This is a genomic window from Flavobacterium panacis, from assembly GCF_024649945.1.
Classification (GTDB): domain Bacteria; phylum Bacteroidota; class Bacteroidia; order Flavobacteriales; family Flavobacteriaceae; genus Flavobacterium; species Flavobacterium panacis.
In genome coordinates this window covers 38,357-55,301 of the sequence record NZ_JANKMS010000011.1, presented here as the reverse complement: position 1 = coordinate 55,301, position 16,945 = coordinate 38,357, and the positions used below count along the sequence as shown (strand labels likewise).

At 41.3% G+C, this 16,945-nt stretch carries 14 protein-coding genes and 1 pseudogene; 7 read left to right on the top strand and 8 right to left on the bottom strand.

Annotated elements, in window-relative coordinates:
• Window positions 1-9: 9 nt before the first annotated feature.
• Window positions 10-315, bottom strand: a complete 306-nt coding sequence (locus NQQ59_RS20585; RefSeq protein ID WP_026706465.1) for a DUF4134 domain-containing protein — start codon at window positions 313-315, stop codon at window positions 10-12.
• Window positions 316-504: 189 nt separating this feature from the next.
• Between NQQ59_RS20585 and NQQ59_RS20580 the strand changes: the two genes are divergently transcribed.
• The 3 genes from NQQ59_RS20580 (at window position 505) to NQQ59_RS20570 (ending at window position 3,871) form a co-directional block, all read left to right on the top strand.
• Window positions 505-816 carry a hypothetical protein gene (locus NQQ59_RS20580; RefSeq protein WP_026706464.1) on the top strand — a complete coding sequence of 104 codons (312 nt, stop codon included), beginning with the start codon at window positions 505-507 and terminating at the stop codon, window positions 814-816.
• Window positions 817-901: 85 nt separating this feature from the next.
• Window positions 902-3,073 carry a TonB-dependent receptor gene (locus NQQ59_RS20575; RefSeq protein WP_026706463.1) on the top strand — a complete coding sequence of 724 codons (2,172 nt, stop codon included), beginning with the start codon at window positions 902-904 and terminating at the stop codon, window positions 3,071-3,073.
• 3 nt (window positions 3,074-3,076) lie between these two features.
• Complete coding sequence (locus NQQ59_RS20570; protein ID WP_026706462.1) at window positions 3,077-3,871, top strand: cation transporter; 795 nt, start codon at window positions 3,077-3,079, stop codon at window positions 3,869-3,871.
• A 60-nt stretch (window positions 3,872-3,931) separates the two neighbouring features.
• On the opposite strand, the gene NQQ59_RS20565 is transcribed toward NQQ59_RS20570, so the two are convergent.
• The 5 genes and pseudogenes from NQQ59_RS20565 to NQQ59_RS20545 form a co-directional block, all read right to left on the bottom strand.
• A complete protein-coding gene (locus NQQ59_RS20565; protein ID WP_156309097.1) occupies window positions 3,932-4,567 on the bottom strand; it encodes a conjugal transfer protein TraD in 636 nt (211 codons plus the stop codon).
• Window positions 4,568-4,569: 2 nt separating this feature from the next.
• A pseudogene (locus NQQ59_RS20560) lies at window positions 4,570-4,827 on the bottom strand (DUF3408 domain-containing protein); the annotation flags it as partial.
• A gap of 26 nt (window positions 4,828-4,853) precedes the next feature.
• Window positions 4,854-5,126 (bottom strand): DUF3408 domain-containing protein, encoded by a 273-nt coding sequence (locus NQQ59_RS20555; RefSeq protein ID WP_052114627.1) that lies wholly within the window; start codon window positions 5,124-5,126, stop codon window positions 4,854-4,856.
• Between the two features lie 11 nt (window positions 5,127-5,137).
• Window positions 5,138-5,581, bottom strand: a complete 444-nt coding sequence (locus tag NQQ59_RS20550) for a DUF3408 domain-containing protein (protein ID WP_034867772.1) — start codon at window positions 5,579-5,581, stop codon at window positions 5,138-5,140.
• A 5-nt stretch (window positions 5,582-5,586) separates the two neighbouring features.
• Window positions 5,587-6,354, bottom strand: coding sequence for a ParA family protein (locus tag NQQ59_RS20545; RefSeq protein ID WP_034867773.1), 768 nt, complete (start codon window positions 6,352-6,354; stop codon window positions 5,587-5,589).
• A gap of 506 nt (window positions 6,355-6,860) precedes the next feature.
• On the opposite strand from NQQ59_RS20545, the gene NQQ59_RS20540 reads away from it, so the two are divergent.
• The 4 genes from NQQ59_RS20540 to mobC all read left to right on the top strand — a co-directional run bounded on the left by NQQ59_RS20540 (window position 6,861) and on the right by mobC (window position 10,926).
• Window positions 6,861-7,088, top strand: a complete 228-nt coding sequence (locus NQQ59_RS20540; RefSeq protein ID WP_257698425.1) for a hypothetical protein — start codon at window positions 6,861-6,863, stop codon at window positions 7,086-7,088.
• 12 nt (window positions 7,089-7,100) lie between these two features.
• Window positions 7,101-7,532, top strand: coding sequence for a conjugal transfer protein MobA (mobA, locus tag NQQ59_RS20535; RefSeq protein ID WP_066440844.1), 432 nt, complete (start codon window positions 7,101-7,103; stop codon window positions 7,530-7,532).
• An 8-nt stretch (window positions 7,533-7,540) separates the two neighbouring features.
• Complete coding sequence (mobB, locus tag NQQ59_RS20530; protein WP_066440843.1) at window positions 7,541-8,827, top strand: conjugal transfer protein MobB; 1,287 nt, start codon at window positions 7,541-7,543, stop codon at window positions 8,825-8,827.
• A gap of 101 nt (window positions 8,828-8,928) precedes the next feature.
• Complete coding sequence (gene mobC / locus NQQ59_RS20525) at window positions 8,929-10,926, top strand: conjugal transfer protein MobC (protein ID WP_109568746.1); 1,998 nt, start codon at window positions 8,929-8,931, stop codon at window positions 10,924-10,926.
• Window positions 10,927-10,991: 65 nt separating this feature from the next.
• On the opposite strand, the gene NQQ59_RS20520 is transcribed toward mobC, so the two are convergent.
• Window positions 10,992-16,436, bottom strand: a complete 5,445-nt coding sequence (locus tag NQQ59_RS20520) for an N-6 DNA methylase (protein WP_213189190.1) — start codon at window positions 16,434-16,436, stop codon at window positions 10,992-10,994.
• Window positions 16,423-16,860, bottom strand: a complete 438-nt coding sequence (locus NQQ59_RS20515; protein ID WP_066434609.1) for a DUF1896 domain-containing protein — start codon at window positions 16,858-16,860, stop codon at window positions 16,423-16,425. Before NQQ59_RS20515 ends, NQQ59_RS20520 begins: the two co-directional genes overlap by 14 nt.
• Between the last annotated feature and the right edge of the window lie 85 nt (window positions 16,861-16,945).

Sequence of the window (16,945 nt, the reverse complement as noted above, 5' to 3'; positions counted from 1 at the left end):
AGCAAAGGATTAAAGGAAGAATGAACGCAGGATGGTAGCTGCCACGATTAAAAAGATACACGCACCAAACCAGCTTGCCGCAGTTTTGGATGTATCGGGGTCGCCCGAACTGAATTTGTTGTACACCTTAACGCCTCCGATTAACCCGACTACTGCACCTATGGCGTAGATTAATTGGGTTGCGGGGTCGAAATAAGACGTTACCATTTGGGTAGCCTCGTTGATACCTGCTGTACCGTTTCCCTGTGCGAAAGCACCAATTCCTGACAGCATAGCCACGGCTGCCAGCAAAACTTTTTTTCTCTGTTTTTCCATAACTGAAACACATTAATTTGTTATTGTTATCCCGCACCTTGCGGGCTTTCGGGACAAAGGTGTTTCAGAAATTAGAGCGTTATAAGAAAGTGGCAGTCAGTGGAATTGTTTGGCGGTGGGTGGCGTTATAGAGATGAAAAAAAGAGGATATATATTTATTGGACAATGTTTATTTACTATCTTCGCAAAATGAAATTTATATCTTTAATATTAGCCGTTTATGTATTGCTGTTATCAGCAGTACCGACTTTTATTGAGGATAAATGTATGCAGGAGCATACAACCGAGCAAGGACAAAACGGACAGGAAGACCAAGATTGCAATAAGGGTTGTTGTTCGCCATTTTTTAGCTGTAATACCTGTACGGGATTTGTTTTAATTACTTTTCATTTTTCGGTTACACATTCAGTAAAAGAACCGCAAAGAAAATTAGGAACAATGCCAACACCGCCTGTTTCTGATTTTCCCTTTTCCGTTTGGCATCCCCCACAGCTTGTTTAATATCTAGTGCTTTCAGCACAGTTTATTTCCTGCGGTGCTTAGCACCGCTATAATCCATTTATTCATATTAAGCATCATTTTTACAATGAAAAAAATACTTATTGTGTCATTTTTTATGGCACTAAACCTTTGTGTATATGCACAAAATACGTTCAAAGCTGTAATTAAAGACAGTGAAAAAAAAGAGCTTTTAATGGGCGTAACCGCACAGGTTACGGGAACTACAATCGCAACAACTTCAGATGAAAACGGACAAATCATATTAACAGGTATTCCAAACGGTTTGCAGGAAATTCAATTTAGTTATGTTGGTTTTGCCCAACGTACCGACAGCTTTAATTTTCCGTTAAAAGATACAACCCCGATTGAAATCCTACTTTCTGAACAATCGGAAGATTTGGAAGAAATCGTTATTTCATCAACAAGAAGTACAAGAACTATCCAAAATATCCCTACAAGAATTGAATTTATCGGAGGTGAAGAATTGGACGAAAAAGGCAATATGAAAGCAGGGGATATTCGTATGCTTTTGAGTGAGAGTACAGGTATTCATGTACAAACCACATCGCCCACAAGTGCCAACGCAAGTATTCGTATTCAAGGGCTTGACGGACGATATACGCAAATCTTAAAAGACGGTTTCCCGATTTATTCGGGTGCTTCAAGTGGGTTAGGTTTGTTGCAAATCCCACCCCTTGACTTAAAGCAGGTGGAAGTTATCAAAGGTTCAACTTCCACGCTGTATGGTGGTGGAGCAATAGCAGGTCTGGTCAATCTGATTTCCAAAACACCAACGGAAGAAAGGGATTTACGCTTTCATTTAAACGGAACATCGGGCAGAGGTTTAGACATCAACGGTTTTTACGGACAGAAGTTTAAGAAAATCGGAACGACAATATTTGCTTCGCACAATCGCAACGGAGCTTACGACCCTGCACAAATCGGGCTTTCTGCCATTCCCCAATTTGAAAGGTATGTACTGAACCCTAAATTATTTGTTTACTTCAATGATAAAACAAAAATGAACTTTGGTATCAATACCACCATTGAAAACCGTTTGGGTGGCGATATGCTCTACATCAAAGGCAAAGGAGATAACACCCATCAATATTTTGAAGAAAACAAAACACAGCGTTATTCCACTCAATTTGTTTTTGACCATACTGTAAACGAAAACAGTTTTGTACAATTCAAAAACAGCGTAAGTTATTTTAACCGCAATACGGCTATTCCGAATTACGAATTTGAGGGAACGCAGACCGCTACTTTTACGGAAGCAAGCTATACGCACAGCAAAGAAAAATCGGAATGGGTAACAGGCGTTAATATTTGGACTGATAATTTTAAAGAAAAACAGATTACTGCATTTCCGTTGAGGGATTATACTCATACCACATTCGGGGCTTTCGTTCAAAATTCTTTTAAGGCTACCGATTGGCTTCAATTGGAAGCAGGTTTAAGGACGGATTATGTGATTGATTATGGAGCTGTTTTTTTGCCAAGAGTATCGGCATTGTTTAAGATTGCAAATGGATTGACTTCACGTGTCGGGGGCGGATTTGGCTACAAAACACCAACCATTTTTACCGAAGAAAGCGAACGCATACAATATCAAAACGTAATGCCTATTAACGATAAAACCAATAAATTAGAAAGGAGCTACGGAGCAAATGCAGACATCAACTACCGTACTAATATAGGCGATGATTGGACATTCAGCATAAACCAATTGTTTTTTTATACTTATCTGGATAATCCTTTGTTGCTTCAAAATCCATCTGCTAATCTTTATCAGTTCATCAATTCATCGGGCTACATACATACTAAAGGAACAGAAACCAACGTAAAAATAGGATATGATGATTTGAAACTGTTTCTGGGCTACACCTTTACCGATACCCGATTGATTGAAAACGGAACAACTACCGAAAATCCATTAACCCCAAAACACCGTATTAACTCTGTACTGATGTATGAAATTGAGGATAAATGGAAGATTGGTTTAGAAGCCTATTATTTCAGTCCGCAAAAGCTCAATGACGGAACAATAGGAAACGATTATTGGACATGTGGCTTTATGGCTGAAAAGATTTGGGAAAGATTTTCTTTATATATCAACTTTGAAAACTTCCTTGATACAAGACAGACACGTTTTGATAACATTTATACAGGTACTATAACCAACCCTGTTTTTAAAGATATTTATGCACCATTGGACGGATTTGTAATTAACGGAGGAATAAAATTTAAACTTTAAAAGATGAACAAAACAATATTCAATATTACAAAAATGGATTGCCCAAGTGAGGAGCAGTTAATCCGTATGAAACTGCAAAACTTTGATACGGTAAAATCATTAGAGTTTGATATTCCAAACAGAAAGCTGAACGTTTATCACAATGGAAATCCCGACCCGATTTTAACGGCTTTGGGAACACTAAACCTGAATACTACATTGATTTCAACTGAAGAAAGCAATGCAATTTTTGAAACAGATACAAATAATAACCAACGGAAACTACTTTGGACTGTACTGATTATTAATTTCGTTTTCTTTGGATTGGAAATGGTGTTTGGCATTTTTTCCAATTCAATGGGTTTGGTAGCTGATAGTTTGGATATGCTTGCGGACAGTATCGTTTATGCTTTGGCTTTATTCGCTGTGGGTGGAACAATAGCAAGGAAAAACAACATCGCCAAATTTGCAGGGTACTTTCAAATCCTATTGGCTGTTATTGGTTTTGTTGAAGTTATCAGGCGTTTTTTAGGCTTTGAAAAAATGCCCGATTTTCAAACTATGATTATCGTTTCTGTTTTGGCACTAATGGCAAATATATTTTGTCTTTACCTGTTGCAAAAGAACAAAAGCAAAGAAGCCCACATACAGGCAACTATGATTTTTACATCAAACGATGTTATTATCAATTCGGGTGTTATCGTTGCAGGGCTTTTGGTTCATTGGCTCAATTCAAGCTATCCCGATTTGATTATCGGAGCTATTGTATTCTTAGTTGTGGCAAGGGGGGCATACAGAATATTGAAGTTGGCGAAATGAGTGAGAAAAAATTGAGCCTGAAAAACTAAATTTCAGGCTCATTTAAAATCTTCTATTTTTTTACACAAACTCCCCAATGTCAAAATCACTCAAATCACTTTTCCGCAAAGTGGAAGAACCGGCTTCCGTTTCAGATGAAAGGGTACTATCCAAAAGCTCGGCTATTCTTCGGGAAGCATCTTCCATAGAATTTTCCAATAGGCTGAATAATTCGGTTCCCTGTATTTTTTGAACTATTGCTATCGCTGTTTCCTTTTGGGCTGGTTCCAATTCTTCTTTTTGGAGCAACACCCCCACGGAGCTTAGTTCTTCAAAGGTAACCCCTTGGGCAAAACCGTCATCGCCACCGGATATTCCGTACCTGTTCCATTCTTCTTCCTCTTCTTCCAAATCAGGTATATTTCTGAAAACTTCGTCCAGCTCTTCCTGCGGAATTTGAATACCTACGCTTTCATTTTCGTCGTATTCAATGTCTAAATTAGCAGGGTTTATCTCCGGTTCCTGAATTTGGCGTTCATTGGCAGTGTTTGGCACTGAAAGGCGTTCTACGGGTTTTGGTTGCCCCATAATATCGGGCAGGTTCGGATTGGCTTTCTTCTGCGGAGGTTCTTGTTTCGACCTTTTATGAATGACAATCTTATCCTGCAATAGCAGGACAATGACTATCAGTAGGCATATCACAATTACTATTTCCATAGCTACAAAATGGGTTTAAAATGGTCGTTGAAATAATCTGTAATATCTTCCCCGAACTCCTTGAAGTGGTGTTCAAGAATATTGTCAATGTATGAGTAGAGCGTTGTTTTTTCCTCCCTTGTTACTTGTACAATACGGAGCAATCTTTCGTGGTATTCGGGACGTATGTAAACGACCTTACCGTTACGACCGGACGGAAACCGATTGGCTAAAAACCTGGCACTATATTGTGCGGTGCTTTTATGTTGTGCCTTTTTCTTAAATAAATTTTTCATAATCAAATACTTTATAGAATAGGTTTATTATTCTTGTTATAATCTTCGAGAATTTCTTCGGAATGCAACTCAAAATGGTGCTTTAAGATATTATCCAAATAGGCGTACAGTGGGATTTCTCCCGCACCGATAATCTTCACTATCCGGGTAAGCCTTTCGTGGTATTCGGGACGGACATAAATAGATTTATCGCCTCTTCCTTTCAGTGTGTTCCTTTTAAGGAATTTAGAAGAATACGATTTGTTTGTCTTCTTTGCTCTGGTCGCTTTATTGCTCTTTTCCATATCTCCAATTATTAAATGGGTTTATACTTGTCGTTATAGCTCTTGGTAATCTGTTCGCCAAATTCCTGAAAATGGTAGTCCAGCAGATTGTCCAGATAAGCGTATATACTAATCTTATCTTCGCCAATCACCTGAATAATGCGTGTCAGCTTTTCATGAAATTCCGGTCGTATATAGACCGTTTTTCCGTCACGGGCATTGGTGTCGGTTTTTTTGAAAAAGATATTTTCGTAATCGGTTTCAGCGTTTCGCCTTGTTCTGTTCTTTTCTCTAACCGTGACTTTGTTTCGGTCAGCCTGTTGTTTTGTTTCCTCAACTTCACTTTCCTTTTTGGGTTCTTTTACGGGCTCAGGAGGTAGTTTTATGCCATCCTTTTTGATACCATCCACCATAAGGCTCATCATAAGTTCTTCGTTTATATCGGGAGTAACCCTTTTCTTGTTTCCTTTTTCCATAGGGCTTATAATTGAATGATTTTTAAAAATTCGTTCATAAACAGGTTTAACTGACAGGTTTTCATCAACCGTTCGTCGGGAGGCAATAGCGTGGAGCGGAAAACGGTTTTGCTGTTCACTTCGCTTTCTTTACGAAAGCGTGTACTGCTCTTGATTTGGCTCTGCATCAGGCTTAATCCTAATTGGCGGATAAGGCTGTTATATACCTCATATAATGGTGTACTTTCCCTGCCGTCCACTTGGTTCCAAAACAGGTTAATTGTTTTAATGGAAGTTTCACCTTGTTTCATAATCACGTCCTTTAAAAGTTGTGTAAAAACAAGCGTACTTTCCATTACCACACGGTCTGCCGTGATGGGAGTAAAAATGTGGTGCATTCCTGCCAACGCTTTAAGAATGCCGGGTGTGTTCACGGTTCCGGGTAAATCGAAGAATATAACATCAATCGGAACAGGAGAAGCGTTTACATATTCCTGGGCTTTTTCTAATACACTATCAGCCCCGTGCTGTATAATCTCATACGCCTTTTTGTTTATGGTCATAAATTGATTATACGCCTGTTTCTTCAGGGCTTCGTTTCCCATTACCATTTTAAGGTCACGTTCTTTCATTTTCATCAGGCTGTGCTGTGGAAAATCCGTATCAAATACGGCTACATTATAACCTAAACGATAATGCAGGGTACTTGCAGCAAGTGTGGTGAATGTACTTTTGCCGACACCGCCTTTTTGAGAAGAAAAGGCGATAAATACTGTTTTGTGTTTTGTACTCATATCTCTATTTATTTAATTATTTATATACTCCATTACCTATATGCGTAAATGCTTATGTCCGCAGATAGACACCTCTGTATTTAAGTATGTTGCTATGCACCGATTTATTTACGTACGTAATTATTTACCCATAGACCAACCTATCTATGTACTTGAATACACGCCTACATCGGTAGGCAGATAAGTAGATATGTACAAGCAGACCTACTTACCTGAATACTTGCACTTGTGCATACAGAACAACATAAACAGGTATCTGAACAGGTACTTTTCTATGTACCTGTTTGCTTGATTACTTACTTCGGTAGTTAGGTACTTATGTTGTTACCTGCATAACTATCTATACACTTACTTCCTTTTGTTGGTACAAATAAAAAGAGATAAACAAAGGAGTTTATCAATGTGGCAGTGTTTGGCGTTCAAAGGCAGTGTTTGGCACTGCTATACAGCACAATGCTTTCGTAAACAGGGCTTTACTTTGTACAATAATTTTTATTAACGGATTTATGCAAAAGACTTTTGACAAATCGGAGGGTAACGGGAACGGCATCGAGCCGTTTTTCCCTGTTACATTTAATCCGGTTCCGCCTTTTTTGGCGGACGGATTTTTGTGTTCAACGGAACACGGCAAGTTGTGTTTTGAGCATCTCGGAATGATTTCCGATGCTCAAAACAACTTGCCCTTTGCAGGGGCAGAAAACACCTTCCGAAGTCAGGGTTTTGTATGGATTTAAAATGGATTAGTGATGAATGATAATAACAATAAGCAACAGAAGAAGACCGGACGCCGCCCGAAAAAAGACCCGGCGAACATCCGATACACGATTTCCTTTAACGAGCAGGAACACGCCCGTTTTCTTGCTCTTTTTGACAAATCAGGTATGCAGGTAAAGGCGCATTTTATTACGTCCTGCATCTTTGACAAGACCATAAAGACCATTCAGATTGACAAAGGAACAGTTGATTTTTATATGCGGCTGACCTCTTTTCACAGCCAGTTCCGTTCCATAGGCGTGAACTACAACCAAATTGTAAAGCTGTTGTACAAGAATTTTTCGGAGAAAAAAGCCGCAGCATTCCTGTACAAACTGGAAAAACAAACGGCTGAAATGGCGATGCTCTGTCAAAAAATCATTCAGATGAGCGAGGAATTTGATGCAAAATACCTCAAAAAATAGCGGTAGAAATGATAGCAAAGATTGGCAGAAGCGGGAATTTATACGGAGCATTGGCGTACAATCAGCTCAAAGTAGAAAATGAAAACGGACAAATTTTGTTCGCCAATAAGATAATTGAAACCGCTAACGGGCATTATTCCGTTGCACAATTAGCCCAATCTTTTGCGCCCTATCTGATTGCCAACCGAAATACCGAGAAACATACTTTGCATATTTCGCTCAACCCCGACCCGAATGACAAGGTAAGCGATGATAAATTTCGGGAAATAGCAGAGGAATATATGCGTGAAATGGGTTACGGCGAACAGCCTTTTGTAGTATTCAAACACACCGATATTGACCGCAGCCACATCCATATTGTATCGGTTTGTGTTGATGAGCAGGGCAAAAAAATTTCGGATAAGTTCGAGAAAATGCGGTCTATGAACCTGTGCCGGGAGTTGGAAAAAAAACACGGGTTGATACCCGCAACAGATAAAGAGCGCAATCAGAATGATAAGGTTTTCCGTCCGGTAGATTATAGGGCAGGCGATGTAAAAAGCCAAATCGCTTCGGTAGTCCGACACCTGCCGAACTATTACCAGTACCAAAGTTTGGGCGAATACAATGCCTTGCTATCTCTTTTCAATATTACCGCCGAGAAAATCGAAGGAGAATTGCAGGGAAAAATGCAGCAGGGTTTATTGTACATTCCATTAAATGAAAAAGGCGAAAGAGCCGGGCATCCGTTTAAGGCTTCCCTCTTCGGCAAGGGCGCAGGGCTACCTGCTTTGGAATTGCATTTTGCGAAATGCAAAACAGCTTTAAAAGACCACCCAAGCAAGCAAACCCTAAAAGCTGCCGCTACCATTGCCCTGAAAACAACGAGCGATGAGCAGGCTTTCAAAAAGCAATTGGCTGAACAGGGCATTAACGTAGTGGTACGCCGGAATGATACAGGTCGCATTTACGGAATGACTTTTATAGACCATAATTCTAAAACGGTTTGGAACGGTTCACGCTTAGCAAAGGAACTTTCTGCCAATGTCTTTAATGATTATTGGAACAATAACATCAAACCGGAGATAAAAGAACCTGCTTTACAGCAACCCAAAATATCCACATCAAATGATGCGGATCTTCCTGCGGAAGAAGCACACCATTTGTTCGATTTCTTAACTACGGAAAAACACGAAGACGGTTTGATTGAAGCATTGGGCGGTTTGCTACCCGAAGCCCAGGGCGAGGATTATGAAGAATTGGATTTTGCTAACAAGATGAAGAAGAAACGCAAACGCCAAAGAGGTCAGAAATAGTAATCAGCCAAATACTGCCACACAACGCCACTGGCTGCCACTTTCTTATAGCCACTCCATAGAGCCTTTAAATTCACGCCCGAACATTAAAACTTAAAATAATGCAGGGAGAAGACGATTTAAGAGGGCTTGCCAAGATAATGGCTTTTATGCGGGCAGTCAGTATTCTTTTGGTACTGATGCACCTTTATTGGTTCTGCTACGGTTTCTTTTTAGAACGTGGGTGGACGTTGGAAGTAATCAACAAAATACTGGGCAATTTCGACAGAACGGCAGGTTTGTTCTCACATACCTTATACACCAAAGCATTTGCTTTGGTTTTGTTGGCTTTGAGTTGCTTAGGAACGAAAGGCGTAAAAAATGAGAAGATAACCTGGTCTAAAATTTATGTGGCTTTGGGGGTAGGCTTTGTGCTGTTTTTTCTTAATACCTCATTATTAAAGCTATCTCCGGCAACAGGCACATTTCTGTATATCCTTACCATCTCTTTAGGTTATATCTCCTTATTGATGGCAGGTGTATGGATGAGCCGTTTGCTCCGTACTAACCTTATGGACGACGTTTTCAATAATGAAAACGAGAGCTTCCAACAGGAAACCAAGCTGATGGAAAATGAATACTCCGTCAACTTGCCCACCAAATTTTACTACAAGGGCAAATGGAACAACGGTTGGATAAACATCGTAAATCCTTTCAGGGCATCTATCGTGTTGGGTACTCCGGGTTCAGGAAAATCCTATGCTATCGTAAATAACTACATCAAGCAGCAGATTGAGAAAGGCTTTAGTATGTATATCTACGATTTCAAATTCGACGACCTTTCTACCATTGCCTACAATCACTTACTGAAGCATCGCGACAAGTATAAAATTCAGCCGAAATTCTATGTGATAAATTTTGACGACCCACGCAAGAGCCATCGTTGCAATCCACTCAATCCCGACTTTATGACGGATATTTCCGATGCTTACGAAGCAGCTTATACCATAATGCTGAACCTCAACAGGTCGTGGATACAGAAGCAAGGGGATTTTTTCGTGGAAAGCCCAATTATCTTGCTTGCAGCTATTATTTGGTATCTGAAAATCTATGAAAACGGCAAGTATTGCACATTCCCGCACGCCATTGAATTACTGAATAAAAAGTATTCGGACGTATTCACAATTCTTACCTCATACCCTGATTTAGAGAATTATTTATCGCCCTTTATGGATGCTTGGCAAGGCGGCGCACAAGACCAGTTACAGGGGCAAATTGCTTCTGCAAAAATTCCTTTATCAAGAATGATAAGCCCGCAGCTTTATTGGGTAATGACTGGCGACGACTTCACGCTCGACATCAACAACCCGAACGAGCCGAAGATTTTATGCGTTGGTAACAATCCTGACCGTCAAAATATTTACTCCGCAGCTTTGGGTTTGTACAATTCAAGGATTGTAAAACTCATCAATAAAAAAGGGCAGTTAAAGAGTTCGGTTATCATAGATGAGTTGCCCACAATTTATTTTAGGGGACTGGATAACCTTATCGCAACGGCGAGAAGTAATAAGGTAGCCGTTTGCCTGGGCTTTCAGGACTTTTCGCAATTAACGAGGGATTACGGCGACAAAGAGAGCAAGGTAATACAGAACACGGTTGGTAATATATTCAGTGGTCAGGTGGTTGGAGAAACGGCAAAAAGTTTATCTGAACGCTTCGGCAAGGTGTTGCAGAAACGCCAAAGTATGACCATTAACAGAAATGATAAATCTACTTCGATATCCACACAGTTAGACAGCCTCATACCTGCATCAAAAATCTCAACTTTGACACAAGGTATGTTTGTAGGTTCTGTATCGGATAACTTTGATGAACGTATCGAGCAAAAAATATTTCACGCCGAAATTGTGGTAGATAATGAAACAGTTGCTGCCGAAACAAAAGCCTATCAGAAAATACCGGAAATCCTGTCCTTTGTTGATAAGCAGGGTGAAGATAAAATGAAGCAGGAAATTGAAGCCAATTACAAACAGATAAAATCAGATATACTAAATATTGTTGTAAGTGAAATGGAACGCATCAAGAATGACCCCGATTTACAGCATTTGGTACAGGAGTGATAAAATAAAAGGGAAGTCTAACACCGTCTAACACCTCCCTTTTATTTTGCCCGTATGCTATATTACTACAATATACCACGAGGTATATGAATACCTTTTGCCCGTACAATGCTTTCCTGAACCATTGGGGTTTCTTTCTGCTTTTCCACTTGTTCCGGAGTATCTGCTTTTGTTTCCGGTGTAATGGATAGCTGTATTTTCCTCTCAACAGCAGCCAGTTCCGTTTTAAGTTCGCTCAATCGGCTTTCCTTAGCCCACGTACCGTTAACCACTTCCTGAAGTATGGGCAGGTCTTTTTGTATTTCAGAAATTTTCTCCTGCTCCTGCTTAATAAAGCCCGGCAGCTTTTCTAAAGCCCTCAAAAAATTCATTGCTGCGGTTTCAGGGTCTTTCGCCATTATGCCGTTGTTGTAGGTGTATTTGATGTTGCCCTCGCCCTGAACCAAAAAACGGTTTACCCTAATATCTGCTCCCTCTTTTTCAGAGATTTCAGTTTTAACCAACAGCGTAAAACCATACAAGCTGCCGATTTCTTCATATCGCCCTGCGGTACGAGCTTTATCCGCAATCTGGTTGAGTTTCGTACCGATTTGTTTCGGGTTTGCATTCGGCGGTAAGCCATCCAACAGCACCGGATTTGCGATTGTTCCGTCTGAATGCTTTTGTAGGCGTTGCTGCAAGTTTTCCCAGTCTGTACTCATCCGGTTCAAACGGGATTGGGTACTTTGCAACATTTCCGTATAATCCTGCACCTTAAATTTGGCACTGGATTTAGAACGGTTAAACGCCTGCTTTTCGCTTTCCAATCCGGCAATCTGCTTTTCAAGTTTGGCTTTATCCAACAGGTCTGTATTTCCTGATAGGATTGCCACATATTCCGAAAAGTTCATTCCCGATTTTTCGTCCATACTTCCCTCATCAATCGTTCTTTTGCTTAGGTTATTAGTCTTTAACTGGTCGATAAAAAGTTGCTTGTTATACAGCAGGTTGAACTTATAACTATCCAAAGATTTTTCAACGGCATAGATAATCACAGCAACTTTATTATCAGCGAAGAATTTGGCTATCTCGTTGCCTTTTCGGATAGCCCGCCCGTCCCTTTGTGCAAGGTCGCTCGGTCGCCACGGCGTATCTAAATGATGAACGGCAACGGCTCTTTTCTGTGCATTAACACCCGTTCCCAACATACTGGTAGAGCCGAACAGCACACGGATTTTACCCTCGTTCATTCCGTTGATGAGGTCTTTACGCTGCTTATCATTTTTGGCTTCCTGAATAAACCTTACTTCGTTTGTAGGTATGCCGTGGTCTTCCACGAGCTTGCGTTTTATTTCGGAGTACACATTCCATTCGCCTGGCTTGTAGGTTCCCAAATCAGAGAAAACGAACTGTGTTCCTTTTTGTGCATTAAACTGGTTGTAATACTTGGCAATATTTGCCGCACAATGCGAAGCCTTGTTGTCGGGATGGTCGTCATACATTCCGCTTACCATTCGCATATCAAGGGACATCTTACGGGCGTAGTCCGTAGCAATGAGCATCTTTGCTTTTTCTTCCCTTTGCGATAACGGTAATCTTCCGAGCAAAGTAGCATCGCCCGTTTTAGCAAACTGCATCAGGCTTTGGATAAAATCTTCTTGGTCGGGCGTTGGCGGTATATTGTACAATACCTCATTCTTTTCGGGGCGGTCAATACCAATATCCTTTGCCGTCCTGTAATCTGTGATTTCAGAATAGAACTGTGCCAGTTCCGGCACTTTGATGAAGTAGCGGAAACGCTCTTTAGCGACTATATTATTGGCTACCGAAAATTCATAATCGGTCGTTTTCCTTGCATAGATAGCTGCCCACGCATCAAAAGAATGAATGCCCTGTTTTTCCAATGCACGAGGGCGCAGGTATTTGAACAGCAGGTACAGTTCTGTTAAGGAATTGCTGATGGTTGTACCTGAAAGAAAGGTTGCACCCATATCCGCATTGGTTCGCTCCTGAATGGTGCGGATAGCAAAGAGCAGGTTAAGTGCCTTTTGGCTCCCGTCCACATTACCCAGTCCGGCTACCCTTGTATGACGGGTGTTGAACATCAGGTTTTTGAACTGGTGGCTTTCGTCCACAAACAAATGGTCTATACCCATCATTTTGAAGTCCACAATATCATCCTTGCGGTTTTCAATATCGTGTTGGAGTGTTTTCAGTTTTACTTCAAGATTTTCTTTCCTTTTGATTACACCCGCAAGCATCCCTCTTGTTACTTCCTTACCTTGCGATTGCAGGGCATCGAGGTTGCGCTCTACGCTGTCTAATTCTATTTCGAGGATTTCCTTTTGTATTTCGGGCGATTGCGGTATCATTCCGAACTGGTCGTGCGTGAGTATCACACAATCCCAATCGTTGTTTTTAATATCCCCGAAAATCCGGAGGCGTTTTTGAGGTGTAAAATCATCAATACCTGGATAAAGGATTTTAGCGTGTGGATAGGCTTTGCGGTAGTCTTCAGCAATGGCAGGTATATTCGCTTTCAGCCCAATTATCATTGGTTTATGGGCTAAGCCCAACCGCTTCATTTCCTGTGCTGCTGTACACATTATCAGCGTTTTTCCTGCACCTACTTCGTGGTCGCAGATAGCGCCGTTGTTCAGTTTTATCATCCAAACGGTGTCCTTTTGGCTTGAATACAGGTCTTCAATACCTGCTGCCTTTCGGTCTAATCCCGGAAAGTCCTGATGGCTGCCGTCATAGTTCGGGCGAACAAAACAGTTAAAGGTATCGTTGTATTGGTCGGTCAGCCTGTTTTTAAACTCATCGTTCTGTGCGTGTAGCCAGTCGGTAAAGGCGGTACGGATTTCATCAATCTTGGTGTTCGCCATTTGTATGGCTTCCATATCCCGTACCTTGACCTCTTGGTCGCCAACCATTACTTTTTTGGTAATATCCGGCGTGGTATTGACAAGGGCGTGTTTGAGCAGCGCAATACCATCAAATGTTCGGCTTTCTGCCTTGACTGCATATTTTTCCCAAATGTGCATATTGCCCTGATGACACTTTACGGAAAAGTCGTCGGAGCTTTCCGAATAATGAACCAGTACATCGGCATCAAACAAATGCGAAGCAAACCGGGCATAAATTCCCGTGGGTATCCACCGTTCACCGAGGTTAAAATCAAGTTCCTCAAATTCAATCCGTCTTGGTCGGGCTTCTTCTAAAGCGGTAAGGCTTTCTTTGGCTTCCTTATCATCAGGATTGTTTTCGAGATATGCTCGTACATCATTTGCTTTCTCAACAACATTGCCCGCTATCCACCGTTCAGCAATTTCATATTCCTGTTGTAGCGGATTGTAGAACAACCGCCCGTGCAAGGCTTCTTTCAGCGTATAGGCAGGCAGGCTGCTGATTTCGGACATAAAATCCAAATCCACGCTTCCGTATTTGTTCAGCGATGACGCTAAAGCCTCTTCGGGATTGTCGGTTGCTAATGTGGTAGTAGAAAAACTAACGGGGCGGCTGAATATATCTGCTTTGTGAATTACGCCCCCGATAATACGCTCCAGATACGGTATTTCCTTACCTGCGCTGTCTGTCTTTATGAGCTTGGCATTGTCGGCAGCATTCAGATTGCCGTATTTTTTAGTAAAGGCATCATAAAGGAGGTTCAGCGTTTCCCGTTCTTCCTTGTGTTCGGTTTGCCTTTCAGCTTCTTTTTGATAGAGGTTAATATAACTGTCCCTTACGGCAATATAGGCTTCGGCTCTTGCTTTTTGTAAAGTCGGTAATTGCAATGTATGAAAGGTTGCTGATGATTTTTCTTCGTTTCTTTCGACATCTTGCAGATAACCAACCCAACCATTATCCGCAACAAGGCAATCATTACGGTGGAATGATTGCAGTTCGCCACTATACGGGGTAGGTTCGGGAATGGCGTTATTAATGGCATTGGGAACGGCTGACTTATCAGTCTGGCCATTCCCGTTTATTTGTGAAAACAGGTCGCCAATTGCTTCCTGATTTTTGCTGTTTATCTTTGGAGTACCGTTAGCAGTACCGTTGGTTTTTGGCGGTATATAGGTTTGCTGCAATGCACCACTGAACAGATCGGTTTGGCGACCTATTGTATCTCTGCTTTTTCGGGTGCTTTGCTTTTTGCTTCGGGTAGTTCTTTTGGGTAACGCAATTACGGCAACAGGTTCGCCCGCACTTTCAAACAGGTCGAAAATGCTTAGTTGTTTCAATTCCTGCGGGCTTTCCTGACGGACTACCGGAGTTGGTTCGGGTTGTAGTTTTTGCCGAATGGTTACAGGCTCTATTACCGGAGGTATAACCTTTGGCTCAATCGGAATTTGTATAATAGGCTCATCGTTCCGTTTGCCTTTGTATAAACCCAAATTCAGATGCTTACCGAAATCTTCGGAAAGCATTTGTTTCAAATCTTTGGCAATCCCATCAACACCATTTTTATGCGTATAGATTAAGGCAGGCTGTCCGTATGGGTCAGTATCTAATTTGTAGTCTGTATGCACAATCCTTGCACTGTTTTGAAACAAGGCATTGCCTGGTGTATTGTATTCGGTTGGATTGCTTCGGCAAAACAGATCTTCCCTGTCGGTCAGATTTTCTTTTGCCGTATTTTTTTGCAGGATAATCAGGTCGCTTCCCACTTCCGTACCTGCATATTCTGTAAACAGGTTGTTAGGTAATCTTACAACCGATACCAAATTATTATCCTGCATTAACGCCCTGCGTATGGGTTCGTTTTTAGGGCTGTTCAATATGCCTTGTGAAGTGATATAAACTAACAAACCACCCTCACGGAGCATATCAGCACCTTTCAGAAAGAAGTAATTGTGTATGCTTCGGGCAGCCTGTATTTTTGCATTGTCCTTGCTTCGGGAATAAGAAAGGTCGAATACGGAAGTATCGCCAAAAGGAATGTTACTGGCTACTACATCATAGCTGTTTTGTTCCCTTTCGGGAATTTCCTCAAAACCGCTTACACGTACATTGCTTTCGGGATAGAGCTGCTTTAAAATCTTGCCTGTCAGCAAGTCCTTTTCATAGGCAGTAACATTGGCTTTTTGACTTTCCGAAAAGGATTGTATGAATGAGCCGATACCTGCGGAGGGTTCGAGGAATTTATCAATATGCAGACCGCTATCCCGCAAGGCTGATGAAATGGCATCTATGACCTCTGGCGGGGTATAAAAAGCCGTTAAAACAGAACTTTTCATACTATCCACATACCTGCGGTATTGCTTATCGTCTTCGGAATTTTCTTTGAGTAGTTGGTGGAGTTCCTGCGTAATCGGAAAGAGGTCGTGTTCCGTTTTTCTCCAATTATTGATGTCTATTTCATTTTCAAAGGGGTTCAGAACGAATTTAAGACCGCCAAATCCGCTGTATTGCATCATTAGCAGTCTTTCGCCTACGGTGGCTTGCCGTTTCTCCTTTTCCAGTTTAAAAACAATTCGCAGGGCATCAATATTCTGTTGGAGATGGAACCGCTTACTGAAGCCCATTTTCCTCAATCCATATTGCGATGGTTCCGGTCAGTTCGGTATAGAGTAAATCGAACTCAAACCCGTGGATGAAATCATCGGTTAATTCATATCCTGCAAATACAGGTTCGCAAACAGGAAACATTTTCAGGGCGAACGGTCGCAGTTCCTCATCTGCCATTATGGTATCAAACTCATTGCATACCACTTTAAAAACCGTGTCGAACTTGGAGAAGTGTAAGCCCTCAAACAATATGTAATTAGCTATTTCATTGCATTGCTCTAAGGCGTTTCCCGACCGGAACGCCCCCTCATAAGCGTTGGCAGCCCACGAAGACCGTTGGTCTATAAATTTTTGGTCGTGTACCTTTTCGGGGAAGCTGCTGTTTAATAATTCTTGCAGTCGTAATCTGAAATACGATAGGTCTTTTTGCTGTACGTCCATACTATATTTTGTTTAGAATTTTACTTAAATCCTAAAATTATAAGCGAAAGCAAATGCCTTTGTGAATGTTGCAGGGTTTGGCTTT

Bases quoted from the DNA above. Each gene is read 5' to 3' on its own strand.
- NQQ59_RS20585 (WP_026706465.1), bottom strand. From the start codon at position 315: ATGGAAAAACAGAGAAAAAAAGTTTTGCTGGCAGCCGTGGCTATGCTG.
- NQQ59_RS20580 (WP_026706464.1), top strand. From the start codon at position 505: ATGAAATTTATATCTTTAATATTAGCCGTTTATGTATTGCTGTTATCA.
- NQQ59_RS20575 (WP_026706463.1), top strand. From the start codon at position 902: ATGAAAAAAATACTTATTGTGTCATTTTTTATGGCACTAAACCTTTGT.
- NQQ59_RS20570 (WP_026706462.1), top strand. From the start codon at position 3,077: ATGAACAAAACAATATTCAATATTACAAAAATGGATTGCCCAAGTGAG.
- NQQ59_RS20565 (WP_156309097.1), bottom strand. From the start codon at position 4,567: ATGGAAATAGTAATTGTGATATGCCTACTGATAGTCATTGTCCTGCTA.
- NQQ59_RS20555 (WP_052114627.1), bottom strand. From the start codon at position 5,126: ATGGAAAAGAGCAATAAAGCGACCAGAGCAAAGAAGACAAACAAATCG.
- NQQ59_RS20550 (WP_034867772.1), bottom strand. From the start codon at position 5,581: ATGGAAAAAGGAAACAAGAAAAGGGTTACTCCCGATATAAACGAAGAA.
- NQQ59_RS20545 (WP_034867773.1), bottom strand. From the start codon at position 6,354: ATGAGTACAAAACACAAAACAGTATTTATCGCCTTTTCTTCTCAAAAA.
- NQQ59_RS20540 (WP_257698425.1), top strand. From the start codon at position 6,861: ATGCAAAAGACTTTTGACAAATCGGAGGGTAACGGGAACGGCATCGAG.
- mobA (WP_066440844.1), top strand. From the start codon at position 7,101: ATGAATGATAATAACAATAAGCAACAGAAGAAGACCGGACGCCGCCCG.
- mobB (WP_066440843.1), top strand. From the start codon at position 7,541: ATGATAGCAAAGATTGGCAGAAGCGGGAATTTATACGGAGCATTGGCG.
- mobC (WP_109568746.1), top strand. From the start codon at position 8,929: ATGCAGGGAGAAGACGATTTAAGAGGGCTTGCCAAGATAATGGCTTTT.
- NQQ59_RS20520 (WP_213189190.1), bottom strand. From the start codon at position 16,436: ATGGGCTTCAGTAAGCGGTTCCATCTCCAACAGAATATTGATGCCCTG.
- NQQ59_RS20515 (WP_066434609.1), bottom strand. From the start codon at position 16,860: ATGGACGTACAGCAAAAAGACCTATCGTATTTCAGATTACGACTGCAA.